We start from the raw sequence: 18,698 nt of genomic DNA on the forward strand, positions 1-18,698 counted from the left end.
TTTAGGGGGTATTACCGTGGACTATGCTCGCAGTGAGCATGACAGCAGTGTGCGCCGTGCCTGTCGGTTAATGGGTATCAGTCACTCCAGTTATCGTTATCAGCCCATTGCGGGTAAAGACGAAGTGGTGATTGCGGGGATACAAGCTGCGGTTGAGCGTTATCCCGCCTACGGCTTTGGCAAGCTTTTGCATATTCTGCGCCGGCAAGGTCATACATGGAATCACAAACGGGTACATCGGCTCTATTGCCAACTGAATCTAAACCTGCGTCGTCGTGGCAAGAAACGTCTGCCCAGCCGCAATCCAGAAGCGTTGTCCGTTCCCAGCATCATTAACCAAAGTTGGTCGATGGACTTTATGAGCGATTCGCTGCAATGTGGCCGAAGGTTTCGTACATTCAACGTGGTGGATGACTTTAACCGCGAAGCTTTAGCCATTGAGATTGACCTCAATCTACCCGCACCACGGGTGATTCGGGTATTGGAGCGTATCATTGCATGGCGTGGCTATCCGAAGCAGATTCGTATGGACAATGGGCCCGAGTTCATTTCCACCGCATTGGCGGATTGGGCTGAGACACATGGCATCCATTTGGAATTCATCCAACCCGGCAAACCCACCCAGAATTCGTTTGTTGAGCGGTTTAATCGCACCTATCGGGATGAAATTCTGAACATGTATGTGTTCAAGAGCTTGAGTCAGGTACGCGAACTCACCGATGATTGGATACGCGAGTACAACGAAGAACGTCCTCATGAATCCCTTGGAAATTTGACGCCTTGGGAGTATTTGGATACAGTTAACAAACCACAAAACTCTAATTTACAGTGTGACTGAAAGTGGGAGGGTTACAGGTAAAACCATTATTGTGCATGAATCATTGTTCAGTTTCTTCTCAAACCATAGAGGATTATTTGGTTCTTCATTTTCAAGCCGATTTTTGTACAGATAACCTACTAGTAGGTTATCATGGTTCAATAACTCTTGAATTAAATGCAGATGCAATAGGTAGAGTCTATCTGCCTGATCAGATTTCTGGGGGCGAAGTAGGGTAATTCGACCAAACGTCGAAGCGTTGTAGTTGCTCCAATCGTTTCCAACAATTTTTCCAGCATTTTGAACTTGAGCCATGGCCGATGGTGTGGAGCCAACTATCTTACTACACGCGATAATTTGTTTTGATCCATGCGCTCTGGAATGATAGCCGTGCACACCGCCAATCGCCTCACACCGGCCAACCAGCTGGCCGAGTTTGACACTCTCTGTAAAGAAAATGAACTGATGCTTGTTATACTTCTCACTGACGAAAAAGGATTCTGGCAGCTGCACAAACAGAGGCAAAAGCATGCCATGCAGATACACGTAAGTACTACGGCGATCCACCAGTTCACCGCTACCCAGCCGAGTATTGACTTTAGAAAGGACTTCCTGAGCCCATGCAGGGGTCAATTGCTCCAAACTCAATTCTGTTATGTCCACCGAAATCAGAGGAAAGCCCAAAGACTGGCACAGCATACGCTTACGGAAATCAAAGCTGTGCGCCTTCTCAATCTCAACTCCCGCCAAAACAATCCGACGGCCATGTTTGCCCACCGGCTTCGATAAAATAGCCAGATCCAAACGATACTCATTGCCATGTGGGGTATGAACGACATATTCTATCTCAACCGTGGCCGCCTGGCGTAGCAAATCGCCGGAGAACGGGAATGAACTCACACGCGGATCTTTGTAGTGCCAGGTCAAGGGAATTTCATGCTCGATTTTGCTTTGCAAATCGTGTTGAAGCAACTCCTTTGCCAGTTGGTGTTCAGCACTCTCATTGAGCCATTTGCGACGTTCGATCTCATCAGCTCTGGCCAATGTTGGCATGGGCTCGATCTTGCGTTCGATAACCCGAAAATGCGATCGATTCCATTGGTCTTTACCTCGCTGAGAAGGGGAGACAAACACCACACGCTGCGCCGGGTTATCTGGATTAGCAAAAGGTTCAAGCTTGCGAGCATCCTCTTTGGATTTGATCTCCAAGGAATCAATCAGGACACGCTGTGTATCGCCATAATATAGCTCACGTGCATAGGGGCGGAGAGCAAGTTTCATAATTTAGTTGCATTGCGAAACTATGTTCTTACGTGAACGATAGTTTTTACGATCATCTACCTCGCCTTTCACAACGCAAACTTTAATTTTTCCATCTGCGCAGTCACTGTTCAAATCGGCCATAAACTTTTTGGCTTTACAATTGCAATATTGATTTATAAGTGGCAGTTCATGAAAATTTCTTATAAAAAAGCCTCCGTGAACTTTCGCCCATGCAGATGTCAGATCTTTATCGCTAATTACGACTTTGTTTATAATTAATCCATTTGACTCAGGAGGCAATAAATATTTTGGGTCTTTATTATTAAATTTAGTGATCGAGCCATCGTAGTCATATAGAGTACCACCCGTAATACTATTAAAACTTCCAACATCTACATGTGGTGGCTTTTGTGAAAGATCTATTGGCCCTAGCCAGCAACAGTGCAACTCTGCGGTTTTATTGTCTAATTGAAGATTCTCCACTTTCCCAGATATTCCTACAAAATTCATTCCGTAATCCACATGTCCTCGTTCGTGAATTACAAAATATTTTTTTTGTTTGATTATATTTAGTGCATTTACTGCATATGTGTAATGGATCATTAGATTCCTCTCATCAAGATCATGAATGAGACATGTCTGTAGCGAAAGATTTTTAACTTCCGCAAAATCAATTGTATCGAAACTCCAAAAAAAATCAGATTTTTTGCAAAAAATTAATTTGATCCATTACTCGGTCATTATTGACGAGCCTGCTTCTTGAGCATCATCAAATCTCGAATCTTCAGCTGATTCTGGTTATTCTTCTTGAATTGCTCGACCAAAGCATCAAAGCGCTGTTGTGAGGGCTCGTCCAGCGTGTTTCGTGTCATATTAACCAACTGCTCTGAAGCTGACTTTCCAGCGAAATGACGAGCAACGACTACAACCAACATCACCAGTAATACGAGAGTTAAGAGGGTAATCAATCCATTCATTTGTGTGCTCCAAGTAGATTTTGTAATTGAGATTGCGCCCATTGAACGACACCAGTTGATTCAAGCCATTTCCAGACCGTCGCTGCATCATCAGCCAAGAGAGAAAATGGAGGCAGGGTATTGTGTTGATACCAATGAAGACCGACCCGTATTAGTTGTAGTAGCCACGACTTGACCTGACAGACAGTTATTAGGCTGTCGCTAAAACTGACTCGGTTGTCTGAAATGTCCGATTCAGTTGTTTCTCGATAGCGATATGTTTGCTATCTAAAAAAGTTTGCATGGGTGTTTTACCAAAGCAATGCTTCCCTGAGTGGGTTCGTTGCTCGTTGTAATCCAGCACCCATGCGTCCAAGTCGACTTGTAACTCTTCCAAACTGTTGTATATTTTACGCCGAAATGCGGTGGCGTAGAATTCGTTTTGTATGGTTTTGTGGAAACGTTCACAAATGCCATTGGTTTGCGGATGCTTGACCTTGGTACGCGTGTGCTCAATGTCCTCTAAGTCCAAATATAACTGATACTCATGCGTTTCTCGGTTGCCACAGTATTCACTGCCTCGGTCTGTAAGGATGCGTAACAGCGGTATGTCGTGCGCCTCATAGAACGGTATCACACGGTCATTAAGCAAATCAGCCGAAGTAATGGCGTGTTTTTGTTGATACAGTTTGACAATCGCCAGCTTGCAGTAAGTGTCGATGTAGGTTTGTTGATAAATCCGCCCCACGCCTTTAATCGTGCCGACGTAATAGGTGTCTTGCGAACCCAAATAGCCTGGATGTTCGGTTTCGATTTCACCATGCGCTTGTTTCTCTTCGCGAGCACGTTCGAGTGCAAACAGTTGGTCTTCTGTGAGTATGATGCCGTCTTGTGCGATTTTGGCTGATAATGCTTTGAGTCGCTTCTGGAAGGTTTCTAAGTCATGGCGTAACCAAATGGAACGAACGCCACCACCTGAAACAAATACGCCAACTTTGCGTAATTCATTGCTCACTCGGTGCTGTCCATACGCGGGTTTGTCTATGGCGAAGTTGACCACCGCTTCTTCTATTGACGGGTCGATACGGTTCTTGAGTATCGGTTTACGGCGACTGATTTCTTGTAACGCCGCCTCACCTCCGCGCTCATACAAATCTCTAAACCGATAGTAACTGTCTCGACTAAATCCCATCGTCTTGCAGGCTTTTGAGACACTGCCCAAAGTTTGGGCTAAATTGAGCAAACCTAATTTATTTTTGATAATCTTGTGACTTGATTGAGTGTTCATTTCTGACTCCTTTGTTTCCTATATGATAAACAAAACGTCAGATTAAGTCTTAACTAATACAGTTAAGCTCACGAATCATCATTTCATACTGCTTACCTTCGTTTTGAAACACAAATCGATGTGAGTCTTGAATCATCAAGTGCTGTGAAACAGCCTTACAAGCCTCCCAAGTCACGTCTTGCTTCTCTAAAAGCCCTGGATTATCTTTGGCTGTCAAGCCGACGTAAATAATCCCAGAGCCTGGTGAAACCCCAATACCGTATCGTTTATCAAGTTGTGTTCCCATGCCATTTTCCTTACTAACCATTCATTTTTGGATTTCAAACCACTCCGGTTTGTAATACTTCACACCATCGTCGCACAACCATCCTGTTTGTACTGATTGAAAAACTCCTCCTGTCAGAACACCTCGCTCAACCACCTTACAATTGTGTTCCTGAACAAATGACTTCCAGTTCAACTTGTCCAATTTTTTTGACTGGACAATATCTCTTATCAAAAGAGAACAGCTGACAACAGATGCGGTTAGAATGATTATCGTGACCTTGGCCGGAATATTAATGTCTGGTTGCCGAATAATGGCAATTGCTAAAACCACAAATAGTGCCAATAATCCCCAAAAGATAACGCTGTTTTCAACTAAATTGCTCATAGTAAATTCCTTCCTTTGTTATTTAACCAATGACTTCCCATGTTCCACCCAAACCTTGACCGCCTTCTCCAGTTCACCCATAAACCGCTCATAACTCATATTCTTGGTGCCTTTGGCCAATTGATCGAGCTGAAACTCCCACAGAGCCGTTGTTTCCGGCTGGGTCAGAGATACAGTCTTTGCATCAGCTGATAGTTTGTTGATCATCATCTGACCTTTGGCGGTAGAGACAATTTTGCTTCCCTGACGTTGCAGGGCATCAATCTCATAAAGCCGTTCGAATATTCCCGCGCGTGTTGCCGGTGTCCCCAGTCCATTGGATTGACTCAGAATCTTCTTCATCACCGGATCAGTCACCGTGGACGCGATATTGATCATCGCCTCAAGCAGAGTGGCCTCCGTAAATGGCTTGGGTGCTGTGGTTTTGCCGGTATTGATGTCGCAACCTACGTTTCGAACGGCGTCACCTTGCGCAACTGGAGGCAATTTTTGCTCAGGCTCTTTGTCTGCATTCTTGGATTTGGACTCATCCTCATCTGTTTGAAATAGACCTTTCCAACCAATCACCCGTTCAACTTTACCTGTCGCAAGAAACGTCTCACCCACACATCCAACCACAATCCGAGTTGCATCAAACTCATAGTCCGGTGCAAATTGCATCAAATACCGATCACGAACCAACTTAAATACTGCCAGTTCTTGTTTACTCAGTACAGACCAATCAAACTTACCATCCACAGCTTTAGGTATGATCGCATGGTGATCATGCTTTGCTACTTGAGCGCTGTTCCAGGCGCGACCCTTACGATTTAAATTCAGTTTTGGCACAAGCTCTGACAAACTGGGATCCATACGCACCAAAGTACCGACCACATCCGTGACTTCAGAGAACTGGTTTTCATCTAAGTATTGGCAATCACCGCGTGGGTAACTGATGATCTTGTGCTTCTCATACAGCACTTGCGCCACATCCAGCACCTGTTTGACGCTAATCTTTAGTTTGCGTGAGGCCTCCTGCTGTAATGCTGCTAAATCATAGGGCAGGGGAGCCAGTATCTTCTTCGCCTCGGTGATCGCTTCGACGATCTCGCCGTCTTCATTCCGACACTTATCGGCGACCGCATTCAGCTGCTTCATATCGACACAATGACCATCTACATCCAGTAAATCGTCCTTGAGCTTGAGTTGTGCTGCAAACTCACCATTCGCGTGTTTGAATGTACCCACCATGGTGTAGAAGGTTTTGGGCTTAAAGTTGGTAATCGCCTGATCTCGGCGCACCACCAAAGCAAGGGTAGGGGTCTGTACCCGACCCACAGAAAACGCCGCGCTCTTCGTTTTGGGTTTGTTCTTCGCGTTATCATCTGTCTTGGCCGTTGACTGTGAACGATCTTTATAAGCCGCTGTGAACACACGGCTGCAATTCATCCCAACCAACCAATCAGCCCGCTGTCTGGCCAAACCTGCCCAATACAAGCCTTCCTTCAGCTCCGCAGAAATCAGTTTTGCCAAACCTTCACGAATACTCTTATCATCCAAAGACTGGATCCACAGGCGTTCCAGCTTCTTACGCTTGGGATCAAACCCACAAAAGTACAATATCGAACGAGCGATCAACTCACCTTCGCGCCCAGCATCAGTCGCAATCACAGCTGAATCACAACGGTTAACCAAACCACGAATGGCAGCGACATGCTTGTCAAAACCATGGGCAATTTTCATTTTCCATTTTTCCGGAATCAAGGGTAGCGCATCAATATCCCAATATTTCAAACCCTCGATGTAATCCTCCGGCATCGCCATTTCGAGAATATGACCCACGGCATACGTCACGCAAACGTTGCCTTGCTCGTAATAAAACCCTTGGTTGCGAACGTCTTTGCCAAAGAGCACACGTGCAATGTCACGAGCTTGAGCCGGTTTTTCGCAGATGAACAATTTCATTGCTTATCTCGCTTCAAAAAAATACTCAGCAGGTCGCTTCCAATTTTGTACGCGACAGAAGAACAAGCAAAGAATAGAGCAATGATCACGATTAACGTCAAAATGCTGAATAAACCACTGGCCATGCCCCCTAAAATAGACTCATCTACTGGTGTATGAAACATACCGCTTGGTGGAAGCATATAGTATTCATAGCCCCCATTAAACTTCAGTTCCAGATATTGGCGTAGTTTCCCAACACCATAGATACAAGCGAATAAAATAAATATTACAACCCAACCCAACATAACCTTAACTGATGCCTTTGTATTGTTACTCATCTAAGTTTTCCTTATTTTTCTGACGAAACCTTTTGAATGCAGCTTCAATAAATATTTCAAAAAAAATAATCAAAAAGAACAAACTTACTGTCAAGAATGCACCAAAACCATTCAACATGTTGTTGTACCGTCGCCCTAAACTCAAGCAAAATAATATGACTACAGTTCTCCATATAGCCTTCAAGAAACTCATCAACAGTTTTTTGACATTCATTATTTATTTCCAATTAATTTTCAAATACATACCTTATTGAGAGATCCCTAAACCCGCCAATACCAACGCCTTGACCCAATACAGCAACATAAAAATACAAAAACCAAACACACCGACTTTAAATGCAATGGCTAAAACCTCAACCAGTAATGCCTTGCTCCAAATCCATAGCTTTTCCGAAGTACTCACGTCCATCCAATCACCTCTGCTCATCAAACTTCAGAACTCAATTCCAGCCTGTCTACAGGACTTGCTCCACTCAGCGATCGTCATATAACCGTCGCGCCAAACACGATCACGCCATTCCTCGCCCATCTGAGCTCCAACCAACTGAATATTTGCAATTCCGATCTGCTCCAATGTAACCTTGGCTTTGAACTGCATAAACCACCAACAAGCCCAACTCAAGAGCAGAAGTACAGCAACAATTAAAGCGTTGATCCAATGTAAAGCCCCAGCAATTAACCCACCAATAAAGATCACGGTTTGTACCAAGAACATTACGGCAAGGATTTTATTTGTCTTTATCAGCCTCTTTATCGCCGAGTTCTGCAACTTCGTCATCGTTTCAAATCCTTAATATTTGAATAAAAGCCCATGGCAATAGTCATTACTTATCGCCATGAGCATACACATTACAGGGGAATATCATCCGATTCCGGTGTTGGGATCTCATACCCAGTACCAGCGGCCACGTCTTCAGGCGAATTACCGACTTCCTTCTTATCCAACAAGCGGAACTCATCACCGATAATTTCCGTTGTCCAGCGATCCACACCTTTTGAATCAGTCCACTTGCGTGTACGCAATCGACCCGTAAGTGCCACATGCGAACCCTTTTTTAAGAGGTCAAGTGCATTTTCCGCATTCTTATCAAAGAACACTACACGATGCCAATCAGTACCGGTTTGTCGTTCACCGGTTGTTTTGTTCTTGTAAAAAAAGTTGGTCGCAACGTTTAATGTTGCAACCATCACCCCAGTCCCAGCAACCATAGCTTTCTCAGGATCACGACCTAAATGGCCAATCAAACTCACATGATTTTCAACACCCATTTCCCACTCCTCAAAAAATGCCGCATTACGGCGATATAAAATTGGTGAGCTACTTGCAGCCAACTGTTGTGAATGACTGCGTTCGCTCATTGAAATTAAAACAGCATTGGTATCAAACGTAATGTACCGTTACATCCCGTCAACGCTACAGCTACTCCTACTGCAATCACAAGACGGAATACCTTAATCATTAAATTCATAACCCCTCCAGCAATATTACGAAAACCATTCAAAATTGAACCCATAAGGATTCATGCTGTGAAATGCAACCATGTAGGCTTAAACGGCAATGAATCATCGACCGATTGCAAACTATCGTATTCGGTTGCCTTCAATAGCAAGGATTCCTTCACTTCATTCACACGGCTCATGACCAAAATACGTTGCCGTTCGATGAACCAATACAGCCAACGCTCTTCAATTGAAAACCGCCGATTAACAAGCTCGGAAAATACCTGTGCCGTGGAAATCATCTTCACAGGCTTAACACGCGTCTTCCATGTGATCTGATATTTCAAAACCGGCTCTTCCATACTCAAATGAGCATTGATGTATGACGCTTCAATAGGTCGCGCAATCCGCTTGAGCTGCATTGGATAAGAAGGGCCAATATGACGTTGTAACAACTCATTACCCCAGACCACAAAATCATTCACCAACAGATCAATCTTCTTCTGGTTTTCCAAGCGAACTATCAGTTCTTGATACACCGTATTTGATTTTTTGAACTCAATAGATTGATCGTTTTGAACCAGCAATCCGTGGTGATCTGGAAAGATATAGTCTTCCCGTGACTCAAACATTTTTCGCCTCGCTTTGTTCCAATGCTTGTACAGATAGGCGAATCTTGTTATTCACATCCAATAGCTTCTTAATATCCGCTTCAGAAAATCCCGTTGGATTTCCAACTGAAAATTTCGGTTGAGTTTTGCGCGTCAGTATGTCATCCTCAATCACTTGATACCCAGCTGCTGCGATCTTTGCAAAAGTTTGAATCATTGCATCATCCGCCGCAAGCCAGTTGCCATAATGCAATTTCTTATTGAATCCATCCTTGAATAAAAACTTCGATTGCACATGAGTGTCATAAAATAAGGTACGCATACAGGTTTGAATTTCCTTACGTTGCTTATTCGCCTGATCGCGTGTTAAAGCGCCCTGGAAGAGCAATGCAAACAACAGACGGTTATAGTCATCAAACTTATGAACCAAGTGTGTGTACTGGATCGCATACGGGCAATTAAAGTCGATCTGAAAGCACTTGGGTTTTGTGCTTTCAACTTCTTGTAACACAAAACCCGACTCAGCCGACTCCGACATCTGACGGCGAATGTTGTTGATCCGTTGATCCAGACTTTGCATAACACTAGCTAATTTACGCTCCAAATATATTAAAGTCTGATCCACATATGGATTCGCGACACGATTTGAAAAAAACAACGCACTGATCTGCGTACATGCTTGTTCGCAACCAACAGAGCCTTGACCTTTACCTTTCTCTGTTAAATAGGATCCGGTATATAGGTTCACCGCTTCACCTGTATGCAACCAAAGCTCAGTCTTGCTAACAGGCACTAATTTACCCAAGCGCGGACGACCTTGACTTTTCTCTTGAGCAGAGATAACGTAATCGTCAAGGTTCATATTCTTCAAAGACATACGAGGAGAAATCATCTTGTTGTCTTTTAAATATCGGAACAACACAATCTTTAAAGAACTCACACGCTTCTCATATTCGCTTATGCGTTCTTTATCCTCAAGTGATGGATCAACTTTTGATTCCAAAATCTGCTTGATAATCTGCTCTTCTTGCATCCAATCATACTGATCTGAGAATGGAGAATCTTCATCAACAGCAAAGTCCGTAGCTGTTGTATTGGACCGATACGGAATGCTCCCCGGCTCAAGAAATACCTGCAAACGATTATCTTTCATGCTTTCCTCAACTTCATTCAAATTGAACCAACCAACTGCCCCTTACCCATTAAATGCTTTAGTCTGAACAGATTTGGTTTACCTACGACTTCATACAAAACAACAGATTTGTTACACCACTTATACAACCATTGCAACTGACCAAACACACTTAACTTTCCGAGCCTTCATCGTTGGCCTGATCCTACACTCCGGAATCATCCAACCAATCTACGACTACCATCTAAGCACCGTCCTAAAGAGTAGGGCGGTAATACCCCCTAAAAAAGCCAGCACCTAAAAGTAGAACCCTTTAAACTAACCCAAAGGAGTTTTACATGAAAGTATCCAAATTCAGCGACAGCCAAATCGCCAGCATTCTAAAACAAGCCGAGTCAGGCGTACCCGTACCCGCACTGTGTCGTGAGCATGGCATCAGCAGTGCCACCTTCTACAAATGGCGCAGCAAATACGCAGGCATGGACGCAAACCTCATGAGCCGCCTCAAAGCCTTAGAAGCCGAGAACACGCGCCTGAAAAAACTCTATGCCGAATCCCAGCTGCACACCGACATCCTCAAGGAGTGCCTTGCAAAAAAGTAAGCGCGTCATCTCGTAAAGAGATGGCGCAACAACTGCACAACGATAAAAACATCAGCATCCGTGCGTCCTGCGAACTCATGAGTATCTCAGAAAAACGCTTTCGCCACATCCCAACGCGCGCGCAAGCCAACGCCATGATAGCCGCTAAACTGATCGAGTTGACCACCACCAAAGGACAAAACACATGGGGCTTTCGATTATGCTACCTGCACATCCGCAACGTCTTGGGCTGGAAATACAACCACAAACGCATCTACCGCATTTACTGCAAACTCGGGCTCAACTTGCGCCTGATTCCCAACAAACGCCTTGACCGAGAAACACCGCAACCACTCGAAGTGCCCGACGCAATGGATGTGACGTGGTCAATCGACTTCACCCACGACAACCTCGAGGATGGGCGCAGCATCCGCTCATGCAACGTCATTGACGACCACAACCGAGAAGGGTTGTTGGCAGAAATCAACTTCTCAATCCCCGCAACCACGCTGACGCGCTATCTCGACCAACTCATTGAATGGCGTGGTAAACCTCAAGCGATACGCTCGGACAACGGCCCTGAATTCATCAGCCACCACTACCAACAATGGGCGCAAAAGCACGACATTAAACTGCTCTACATCCAACCTGGAAACCCACAGCAGAACGCCTACATTGAACGCTTTAACCGAACCATGCGCTATGAATTGCTCAATCAGACATTATTTGAGTCACTCGAACACGCTCAAATCGAGGCGACACAGTGGCTGTGGTGTTACAATAACAACCGTCCTCATATGTCGCTCGGTGGATTCACTCCAGCGCAAACGCGTATGATGGCTTTAACAAACTCACGCGTCCTGCACTAAACGCAGGACTTGTGTTGATTCTACTTTTAGATGCCGCCCTTTTAGGGGGTATTACCGGGCGGTGGACTCCAAACTTCGTGTTATACTTAATATATGTGCAGTACGTTTCACAGACTGATTGCACACATTCTTAACCGTTCCACTTTTATGAAAGGAGTCCACCATGGACAGTAAAACTTCAAAACTACTTAAAACCACTTTTAAAACTGTTGCAATCACCGGCTTTGTCATCGCTGCTCTGTTCATGACCGGCATTATTCAAGTCTTGGTCGATACTAAAATCTAAACAGTATTTAACTTAATCACTCAACGTCCACCTGCTCGGAACAGATTCGCAAGACTCTGAGGTGGAAACCTAAAATACAACAACCCATCCCGTTCGCTCTCGGCTCCAAACTGTAAAGGGGCTTTACAACAACCCATCCCGTTCGCTCTCGGCTCCAAACTGTAAAGGGGCTTTACAACAACCCATCCCGTTCGCTCTCGGCTCCAAACTGTAAAGGGGCTTTACAACAACCCATCCCGTTCGCTCTCGGCTCCAAACTGTAAAGGGGCTTTACAACAACCCATCCCGTTCGCTCTCGGCTCCAAACTGTAAAGGGGCTTTACAACAACCCATCCCGTTCGCTCTCGGCTCCAAACTGTAAAGGGGCTTTACAACAACCCATCCCGTTCGCTCTCGGCTCCAAACTGTAAAGGGGCTTTACAACAACCCATCCCGTTCGCTCTCGGCTCCAAACTGTAAAGGGGCTTTACAACAACCCATCCCGTTCGCTCTCGGCTCCAAACTGTAAAGGGGCTTTACAACAACCCATCCCGTTCGCTCTCGGCTCCAAACTGTAAAGGGGCTTTACAACAACCCATCCCGTTCGCTCTCGGCTCCAAACTGTAAAGGGGCTTTACAACAACCCATCCCGTTCGCTCTCGGCTCCAAACTGTAAAGGGGCTTTACAACAACCCATCCCGTTAAACTTCAAAACTACTAAAACCACTTTTAAAACTGTTGCAATCACCGGCTTTGTCATCGCTGCTCTGTTCATGACCGGCATTGTTCAAGTCTTGGTCGATACTAAAATCTAAACAGTATTTAACTTAATCACTCAACGTCCACCTGCTCGGAACAGATTCGCAAGACTCTGAGGTGGTCAAACTAAGTGATACGGCTCGAACCTCCATGCTTTTGGATCTGAAGTACACGATCCATATTTCTACGCCATACCTCTTTACTCACAACCTGACGTTCAACCTCAATAGGTTTGGTCGCAACTGCCTTACGCAGTTCAAGCACTTCACGTCGTTTTCTGACTTTATGCGCTAACTCCGGCACAAACTGATTCATAAGGTAAAGACTCAATAATCTCCCAAAGTATCGTATTGGGTTATGAATCGGCTTACCTGAATACTCAATGCCAGACACTTCATCCAGAATCATTTGTATCGCTGGAGCATCAATTCTCTGTTGATTGTTCATCAAGTGGTTCAGTACAACGGCTTGATCATCAGGATCTTTGAGGCAGTTCGGCCAATGCAATTGGGTTTTGAGTTCGTTCCAATCCACCACAACCACAGCTGCATTTGCAGTTTGACTTGGTTTCAAGTCGTCAGGGCATTGATGTTGTTGTGGTTTTTCTATGTAATTTTCTAAGGTAGTATTGCCTTTAGTAGTTTTATATATTTGAATTTGACCTTTCGGTACAGCAGTATTTGACCTCTCGGCACAGCTGTATTCGCCTTTTCGGTACGACTGTATTACACCTTTCGGTACAGCAGTATTTGACCTTTCGGTACGGCTAGAGACGCCCTTTTTTGCATCCAGAGACGCCCTTTTTTGCTCTACCTTTCTATTTACATATTCAACCCGCATAGCCGAGATTTGTTCAAATGCTTTGAAACACTGATTGAATTGAATCTCCGTGAATATTTCACGTGACAGATAAAAATGACGCTCTTTAATCAAGCCACGATGCAGTAAATTCTCACGAGCCTTACGTTGCTCCTTGTATGACAGTCCGGTTTGTTGTTGCCATTGCTCAATTGACTTGGTGACGAACCCTTGAACCTTTTGGCTGTATCCATTGAACAAACTTTGGAAGAGGAAGGACAACATTAGCCCGGCATTAATACCACCGGCAATATTGGCTAGAATTGTATGGTAGGGCAGTCGTTGGGACAAAAACTCTTCAAACACACCATGTACTGCACGAATATCAGACAAGGTCAATGAATCCGCTTTCGTTCTAATTTCAAAGGACTGAACCACAAACTGAGTCAAACCTTTCAAATTAAGACGATAGTAGGGCACAGCCGGTACACCAGCCATTTTGAAATCCAAAATGCCCAATGCTTTAAGCTTGCTTTTTGCGGTCAATTGTTCTTTACGACTTAAGCCGGTCTCAAACATCATCTCCTCAACGGTTTTAAAGAACCAGCCATCATCACGCTCAACATTTACACCCTTGCGTGTCCAGTAGATCATCTGTGACAGCAATAATGCAGATTTAACACAACCCAAACGATCAACAAGCCCTTTATAAATAGCAATAGGGCGGTTATTCATTTGCAGATCACGCCATAGATGTTGAGCCTTGCCACCACGCACCACATTCAATACATCAACTTGCAGTTGCTGTTTGACATTCACACCACGTCGTTCGTGTTTGAAGATCGAGAGTCTCGAATCAGTTTTCATATTCAGTCCGATTACATGGCCATTGGGATGGTTTGATTGAATGGCTCACTCCACACCGGTTGTGTCACCTTATTTGAGAGAAAAAGGGAATTGTCGTATTTCTCGGTGAATTCCCATGTCATTTGGCATAGCAGATCAATATTCAAGCGAATCATCAGTTGGCCCGGAAAACCGACTTTCTTCATTTCAATCAGTTTCAGTTTGCGTAGCAACTGCTTGGCACTGCGAATCTCTTTGGCCGACATACCAGACATAGAAATCCACAGAGAATCTTGAGATTGAATCCATTCCGAATGCAATTTACCCGAGTCAATACGATCTGATTCGGGGAGGGAATCAAGCAGAAAAGACAGTAAAATTGCCGAATTAATACTCCCTCCCAGCGACTTGAGCGTTTGCAGATGCAATCGGTTGATATCAACCGATGTCAACAAGTCAAATGACAACTGACTGTTGGCATAGTGCGCTTGCTCTGCCAAAACAGTCAGAGTCTCTACATGAAATGGATCCAAACTGCGAATGCCGTCCTGGATGGTGATGATCCGTTTCTTCCCAAGCTTAAGCAATGTTGCTTTGGCTTCATGCGTGCTGAAGTGCAGATCACTCTGAATATCAGTGATTGAAGGGAAGGGCAGTCCAAGTGACTTGCGCTTCAGAATGTAGTCCACCAATATTGCGGCTTTGGTCGAAGCCAAAGCACGAGCAAAGATAGCGTTATAGCAAATGGGTTCTTTGAAAAAATGTGCCATTGCATTGGCAAGTTGAAGGTCGTTGTACATAAAATATCACTTTCAAATCTGATCATATTCTTTGAGTACAGCATACAATTGAGTCAAGTTGTACTTGCCTTGATAATGCAAGTACAGTTCACGAATTCGCTCGTATGGCTGTAGCTTGATCTGCTTCATCAACTCAAAATATTGTTTGGCAATTGACTCAGTAATTGTCGTGTCATTGATCAGCTGAACTTTTGCAAAAGTTACATTTTTGCCAAGCGCACGTCGATAATTAGCGTTTGTTGTGCTATTCGAAATTGAAGGAAACAAAATATTCAGTAAAGTGTTGCTAGCTCCAACCGAAATCATCCACTCGTAGTATTCCTGTTCAGAATTGAGTATTCGATGTTTTCTCATGGCCGTTTGATATGCAACCTCATTTAATGAGACGTGTAGTTCAAGTGATTCTGATGCGATATCAACTGCTTTATTGAAAGGAAGTGATGCCAAATCTCTTACTTTGTCCTTTACCGAGGGATCAATATTTAATGAGTGCCCTTTGGTATTGATGGCCTCTGTCAAAGCCAAACCAAGTAGGGTTTTATCGTCAATATCAAATGGCTGAATAGGTTTCGTCACAAGATACTCCTTACTTTAAGAGCCAAAATTCATTTCATTGTGGATGATGCGAATTTGCTTTAATACCGCTAGTAGAAGGCTAATCAGAGTTTCATCACCACCATATGTCAACCAGTTCTCCAATGCAAAGGGTGTGGCTTCGCCCAGATGAGACTTCACATATCCCTGCCAAATCGCTGTATCCATAAAAGTCTGCATAAAAAACGACTCGTTAGGGATTGTCATAAATACATCATTTGTCACATCCAACTGATTGCTGATATTGGCTAGCAGCCACCACACATCACGAGCATCCTGATGTATGGCATCCAAAGGATAATATTCACCATCGTATTGCTCCTCACTCGTAAATTCAGGCAATTCGATGTAAAATTGGAAGGGCGAAGCAGGAATTTCTCTGAACAAATGGCCAATGTGACAATGATTCAACAAATCCATGATTTGTTCATGCAATGTCTTATCGTCAAGGTTTACAGAGTCGTTCTGAATTGAGGCTACCCAATTTTGAATTGATGTAGCGTCATTCGCATTAGAACCATCGGTTGAACCAAAATCTTGTCCAAGTGACGCGTTTGAGTCCTCGAATCCTAAACCTTGCTCTGCCGCGTCAGAAACTACATCCTTTTGTCCGTTTGAATCGTTGCCTTCAGTCTCCGTTTTTTGAGAAACATCGGTTGCGCCAGTTGACTGTTTATTGTTATCGGTTGAAGGCAAACGACTTGTTTTTTGTATCAATGCGGAGGCCGCTTCCGGGAAACGCTCAAAGAATGCTTGTTTGATATATTTGATTAAGCTGGTGATGTTTAAGGTTGGTTCAACTTCATTATCAGTTGACTGCGTACCGGCATAAGCATCGAGCGTTGATTCCCAAAACTCACTGAAATCATCAGGTTTTGTCTCAATCAACTTCAACAAATCATTGTAGGTTTTACGTAATTCAATGACCTTGGAGCCCGACAAGTCATAGCACAGTTGCCCCAATTCACGTAGTTTGTTGTTTGCAAAAACGAATTCTGCAATTTTTGAATGTGATACTGCCGCCCCTTTTTGTTTAAAGGAATCAGAAATATTTCTCGCCGATTCTTCGGCAATACCCAATAAATCTGCCGCATGACAATATGCTTGTGCTTTGTCCCAAAACAGTACTTCAGAACGCATTTCATTCTCAATGATATGCGCCAATAAAACGTTCACTGATTGGAAGGCTTCATCGTCCCAAGCTTGGAATAGGGTAGGGATGACCGAGAATTTTTCGTCACCGGTTTCAGCAAACAGCTCTTCTAATGCCGCATGGCGACTATTGCCGCCTTCAATAATCTGGTACCGTGAAGAGCCTGGCTTCTGAGTAATTTTAATGGGTTGTTTGATATGAACTGATCTCACAGACTCCTTGAATGCGATCCATTCATCCTTATTGCGTCGGCGACGTGGATTGTCTTCATATCGATCAATTTGATTAATCGGCACCAAAACCAAACGATCATGGTTATATGTACCATGTGGGTTGCCTTGTGCCGGTTTCTCAACGGCTAAAGATGATCTTACATCCAGATCACCAAACTTTACCGATGGAGGAGTGGCGGTTGCTTTGCTTGGATCAAACGGCATGTTCGGCCTCCGCACACGCATTTGCAACAATGTCACACTGGTTGTTTGGATTCATGCTGTCTTTAGCAGCAATTGCATCAACTTCTGATTGACTGAGATTACCAAAGCAACGGGTGTACGCACCGGTGAAGTTGGGGAATAACTCCCAAACAAGGTGGTGCATCGTTAGGTAGGCAGAATCGGACTTTGCCGCAGAAAAGACTTCGTGACAATGAGCCGGAATCCGCTGAGTAGCGGCTTCGGTATAAGCTTTTGCTGATCGTACCATGGTTTCCAGCATACGAACTTTGCCGTTAAATGCCATGAATGACTGATTGATTTCAGCCGCGATTGCCTTGGCATTCTTAGTCTGATCCATTTTGTAAATCAAAGCCTTCATATTGCCTGGGATCAATCCAATTGCTCGACCGGCATCGAGGCGCTCCAGCATTTCTAACGTTCCAGCTTGAAACTCACGCGCAGAAAGAATATCGGGTGAAATCGGCGACAATAGGTCGTTGCACGCATAAACAGCGGCATCCTGTAATGCACCAACGGCACCTTGAGTATCAATGATCGCTACATCATAGTTATCACAAACGTATGGATTAAATAGTGCGTGCTTAATACGGGCACCGCGATCAATGCGTTGTGGTAACGTTTGCTGGATTTCGCCGCTTGAGTCGTTTGATAAAACGATATGTAGATTGGGTAAAACCGTATCCGATACTTTCAATGCGCTCAATTCAGCATCGTTAATCATATCGACCAAACCGAGCTCAGCTTGATGTCGCAATGCAAAATATTTAGACAAGCTGGCTTGTGGATCGGTATCGATCAACAGCACACGCAAACCAAAGTCCGCTAAAATCGCCCCAAGGTTTGCAGCAAGTGTTGTTTTACCAACACCACCTTTGGTTGAAACAATTCCAATCGTATACATTCACAATCTCCATCAAAGCCTTAAAAGTCCGCCATTACCACCCCTCTTTCCCTCTAAATCAATTTCGCATAATTAGTATTATGTTAAATAAAAAGAATAAAAATATTAAGCGCTTTTAATTCTCTGAAATCAGCTCGTAGACTTCACCATTCCATTTGCCGATCGTTAATTGTAATACGCGCGTAACCGAGTGACTTGTTTGATGTAATTGCGCGTTTCTTGCGGCATATTATCAAAGCCACGAGGTAATA

General features: G+C 44.2%; 19 protein-coding genes and 2 pseudogenes. 3 read left to right on the top strand and 18 right to left on the bottom strand.

Annotated features, from left to right (window positions below):
* Positions 1–16: 16 nt before the first annotated feature.
* Positions 17–838 (top strand): annotated as a pseudogene (locus tag ACZ41M_RS03325) (IS3 family transposase); the annotation flags it as partial.
* Here the strand turns inward: ACZ41M_RS03325 and ACZ41M_RS03330 are convergent.
* The 13 genes from ACZ41M_RS03330 to ACZ41M_RS03390 all read right to left on the bottom strand — a co-directional run bounded on the left by ACZ41M_RS03330 (position 824) and on the right by ACZ41M_RS03390 (position 10,444).
* Positions 824–2,098, bottom strand: coding sequence for a hypothetical protein (locus ACZ41M_RS03330; RefSeq protein ID WP_464730328.1), 1,275 nt, complete (start codon positions 2,096–2,098; stop codon positions 824–826). The pseudogene ACZ41M_RS03325 and the gene ACZ41M_RS03330 overlap by 15 nt on opposite strands.
* Positions 2,099–2,101: 3 nt before the next feature.
* The gene (locus tag ACZ41M_RS03335) at positions 2,102–2,683 is read right to left on the bottom strand and encodes a hypothetical protein (protein WP_464730327.1); all 582 of its coding nucleotides are present in this window, start codon (positions 2,681–2,683) and stop codon (positions 2,102–2,104) included.
* Positions 2,684–2,820: 137 nt separating this feature from the next.
* Positions 2,821–3,057: a hypothetical protein gene (locus ACZ41M_RS03340; protein WP_464730326.1), complete on the bottom strand. Its 237-nt coding sequence runs from the start codon at positions 3,055–3,057 to the stop codon at positions 2,821–2,823.
* Between the two features lie 190 nt (positions 3,058–3,247).
* Positions 3,248–4,324, bottom strand: coding sequence for an IS481 family transposase (locus tag ACZ41M_RS03345; protein ID WP_464729930.1), 1,077 nt, complete (start codon positions 4,322–4,324; stop codon positions 3,248–3,250).
* A 49-nt stretch (positions 4,325–4,373) separates the two neighbouring features.
* Complete coding sequence (locus ACZ41M_RS03350) at positions 4,374–4,610, bottom strand: DUF7446 family protein (RefSeq protein ID WP_464730325.1); 237 nt, start codon at positions 4,608–4,610, stop codon at positions 4,374–4,376.
* A 21-nt stretch (positions 4,611–4,631) separates the two neighbouring features.
* Entirely contained in the window at positions 4,632–4,976 is a 345-nt protein-coding gene (locus ACZ41M_RS03355; protein WP_464730324.1) for a hypothetical protein, read from the bottom strand.
* 18 nt (positions 4,977–4,994) lie between these two features.
* On the bottom strand, positions 4,995–6,920 hold the full coding sequence (locus ACZ41M_RS03360; protein WP_464730323.1) for a DNA topoisomerase 3: 1,926 nt from the start codon (positions 6,918–6,920) through the stop codon (positions 4,995–4,997).
* Entirely contained in the window at positions 6,917–7,240 is a 324-nt protein-coding gene (locus ACZ41M_RS03365) for a hypothetical protein (protein ID WP_464730322.1), read from the bottom strand. The genes ACZ41M_RS03360 and ACZ41M_RS03365 overlap by 4 nt, the downstream gene beginning before the upstream one ends.
* Before the next feature lie 247 nt (positions 7,241–7,487).
* Positions 7,488–7,667: a hypothetical protein gene (locus ACZ41M_RS03370; protein WP_464730321.1), complete on the bottom strand. Its 180-nt coding sequence runs from the start codon at positions 7,665–7,667 to the stop codon at positions 7,488–7,490.
* 6 nt (positions 7,668–7,673) lie between these two features.
* The gene (locus ACZ41M_RS03375; protein ID WP_464730320.1) at positions 7,674–8,018 is read right to left on the bottom strand and encodes a hypothetical protein; all 345 of its coding nucleotides are present in this window, start codon (positions 8,016–8,018) and stop codon (positions 7,674–7,676) included.
* Between the two features lie 71 nt (positions 8,019–8,089).
* Complete coding sequence (locus ACZ41M_RS03380) at positions 8,090–8,599, bottom strand: single-stranded DNA-binding protein (protein ID WP_464730319.1); 510 nt, start codon at positions 8,597–8,599, stop codon at positions 8,090–8,092.
* Positions 8,600–8,760: 161 nt separating this feature from the next.
* Positions 8,761–9,312 carry a hypothetical protein gene (locus tag ACZ41M_RS03385; RefSeq protein WP_464730318.1) on the bottom strand — a complete coding sequence of 184 codons (552 nt, stop codon included), beginning with the start codon at positions 9,310–9,312 and terminating at the stop codon, positions 8,761–8,763.
* Positions 9,305–10,444 (bottom strand): AcaB family transcriptional regulator, encoded by a 1,140-nt coding sequence (locus ACZ41M_RS03390; RefSeq protein ID WP_464730317.1) that lies wholly within the window; start codon positions 10,442–10,444, stop codon positions 9,305–9,307. The genes ACZ41M_RS03385 and ACZ41M_RS03390 overlap by 8 nt, the downstream gene beginning before the upstream one ends.
* A gap of 317 nt (positions 10,445–10,761) precedes the next feature.
* Between ACZ41M_RS03390 and ACZ41M_RS03395 the strand changes: the two are divergent.
* Together ACZ41M_RS03395 and ACZ41M_RS03400 are read left to right on the top strand one after the other, a co-directional pair.
* Positions 10,762–11,873, top strand: a pseudogene (locus ACZ41M_RS03395) (IS3 family transposase).
* 163 nt (positions 11,874–12,036) lie between these two features.
* Complete coding sequence (locus ACZ41M_RS03400) at positions 12,037–12,159, top strand: hypothetical protein (RefSeq protein ID WP_464730316.1); 123 nt, start codon at positions 12,037–12,039, stop codon at positions 12,157–12,159.
* An 864-nt stretch (positions 12,160–13,023) separates the two neighbouring features.
* Here the strand turns inward: ACZ41M_RS03400 and ACZ41M_RS03405 are convergent.
* From ACZ41M_RS03405 to ACZ41M_RS03425, 5 genes are read right to left on the bottom strand one after another with little or no spacing between them, the layout of a single operon-like run.
* Entirely contained in the window at positions 13,024–14,562 is a 1,539-nt protein-coding gene (locus ACZ41M_RS03405; RefSeq protein ID WP_464730315.1) for a hypothetical protein, read from the bottom strand.
* Between the two features lie 11 nt (positions 14,563–14,573).
* Positions 14,574–15,341 (bottom strand): hypothetical protein, encoded by a 768-nt coding sequence (locus tag ACZ41M_RS03410; protein WP_464730314.1) that lies wholly within the window; start codon positions 15,339–15,341, stop codon positions 14,574–14,576.
* Between the two features lie 12 nt (positions 15,342–15,353).
* On the bottom strand, positions 15,354–15,917 hold the full coding sequence (locus ACZ41M_RS03415) for a hypothetical protein (protein ID WP_464730313.1): 564 nt from the start codon (positions 15,915–15,917) through the stop codon (positions 15,354–15,356).
* A 15-nt stretch (positions 15,918–15,932) separates the two neighbouring features.
* Positions 15,933–17,525, bottom strand: coding sequence for a ParB N-terminal domain-containing protein (locus tag ACZ41M_RS03420; protein ID WP_464730312.1), 1,593 nt, complete (start codon positions 17,523–17,525; stop codon positions 15,933–15,935).
* The gene (locus ACZ41M_RS03425) at positions 17,515–18,447 is read right to left on the bottom strand and encodes a ParA family protein (protein WP_464730311.1); all 933 of its coding nucleotides are present in this window, start codon (positions 18,445–18,447) and stop codon (positions 17,515–17,517) included. Before ACZ41M_RS03425 ends, ACZ41M_RS03420 begins: the two co-directional genes overlap by 11 nt.
* Positions 18,448–18,698: the final 251 nt, after the last annotated feature.

This window comes from Puribacter membranae, from assembly GCF_055380425.1.

What these genes read in the sequence shown, in the direction of transcription:
- ACZ41M_RS03330 (WP_464730328.1), bottom strand. Translation starts at nt 2,098, where the DNA reads ATGAAACTTGCTCTCCGCCCCTATGCACGTGAGCTATATTATGGCGAT.
- ACZ41M_RS03335 (WP_464730327.1), bottom strand. Translation starts at nt 2,683, where the DNA reads ATGATCCATTACACATATGCAGTAAATGCACTAAATATAATCAAACAA.
- ACZ41M_RS03340 (WP_464730326.1), bottom strand. Translation starts at nt 3,057, where the DNA reads ATGAATGGATTGATTACCCTCTTAACTCTCGTATTACTGGTGATGTTG.
- ACZ41M_RS03345 (WP_464729930.1), bottom strand. Translation starts at nt 4,324, where the DNA reads ATGAACACTCAATCAAGTCACAAGATTATCAAAAATAAATTAGGTTTG.
- ACZ41M_RS03350 (WP_464730325.1), bottom strand. Translation starts at nt 4,610, where the DNA reads ATGGGAACACAACTTGATAAACGATACGGTATTGGGGTTTCACCAGGC.
- ACZ41M_RS03355 (WP_464730324.1), bottom strand. Translation starts at nt 4,976, where the DNA reads ATGAGCAATTTAGTTGAAAACAGCGTTATCTTTTGGGGATTATTGGCA.
- ACZ41M_RS03360 (WP_464730323.1), bottom strand. Translation starts at nt 6,920, where the DNA reads ATGAAATTGTTCATCTGCGAAAAACCGGCTCAAGCTCGTGACATTGCA.
- ACZ41M_RS03365 (WP_464730322.1), bottom strand. Translation starts at nt 7,240, where the DNA reads ATGAGTAACAATACAAAGGCATCAGTTAAGGTTATGTTGGGTTGGGTT.
- ACZ41M_RS03370 (WP_464730321.1), bottom strand. Translation starts at nt 7,667, where the DNA reads ATGAGCAGAGGTGATTGGATGGACGTGAGTACTTCGGAAAAGCTATGG.
- ACZ41M_RS03375 (WP_464730320.1), bottom strand. Translation starts at nt 8,018, where the DNA reads ATGACGAAGTTGCAGAACTCGGCGATAAAGAGGCTGATAAAGACAAAT.
- ACZ41M_RS03380 (WP_464730319.1), bottom strand. Translation starts at nt 8,599, where the DNA reads ATGAGCGAACGCAGTCATTCACAACAGTTGGCTGCAAGTAGCTCACCA.
- ACZ41M_RS03385 (WP_464730318.1), bottom strand. Translation starts at nt 9,312, where the DNA reads ATGTTTGAGTCACGGGAAGACTATATCTTTCCAGATCACCACGGATTG.
- ACZ41M_RS03390 (WP_464730317.1), bottom strand. Translation starts at nt 10,444, where the DNA reads ATGAAAGATAATCGTTTGCAGGTATTTCTTGAGCCGGGGAGCATTCCG.
- ACZ41M_RS03400 (WP_464730316.1), top strand. Translation starts at nt 12,037, where the DNA reads ATGGACAGTAAAACTTCAAAACTACTTAAAACCACTTTTAAAACTGTT.
- ACZ41M_RS03405 (WP_464730315.1), bottom strand. Translation starts at nt 14,562, where the DNA reads ATGAAAACTGATTCGAGACTCTCGATCTTCAAACACGAACGACGTGGT.
- ACZ41M_RS03410 (WP_464730314.1), bottom strand. Translation starts at nt 15,341, where the DNA reads ATGTACAACGACCTTCAACTTGCCAATGCAATGGCACATTTTTTCAAA.
- ACZ41M_RS03420 (WP_464730312.1), bottom strand. Translation starts at nt 17,525, where the DNA reads ATGCCGTTTGATCCAAGCAAAGCAACCGCCACTCCTCCATCGGTAAAG.
- ACZ41M_RS03425 (WP_464730311.1), bottom strand. Translation starts at nt 18,447, where the DNA reads ATGTATACGATTGGAATTGTTTCAACCAAAGGTGGTGTTGGTAAAACA.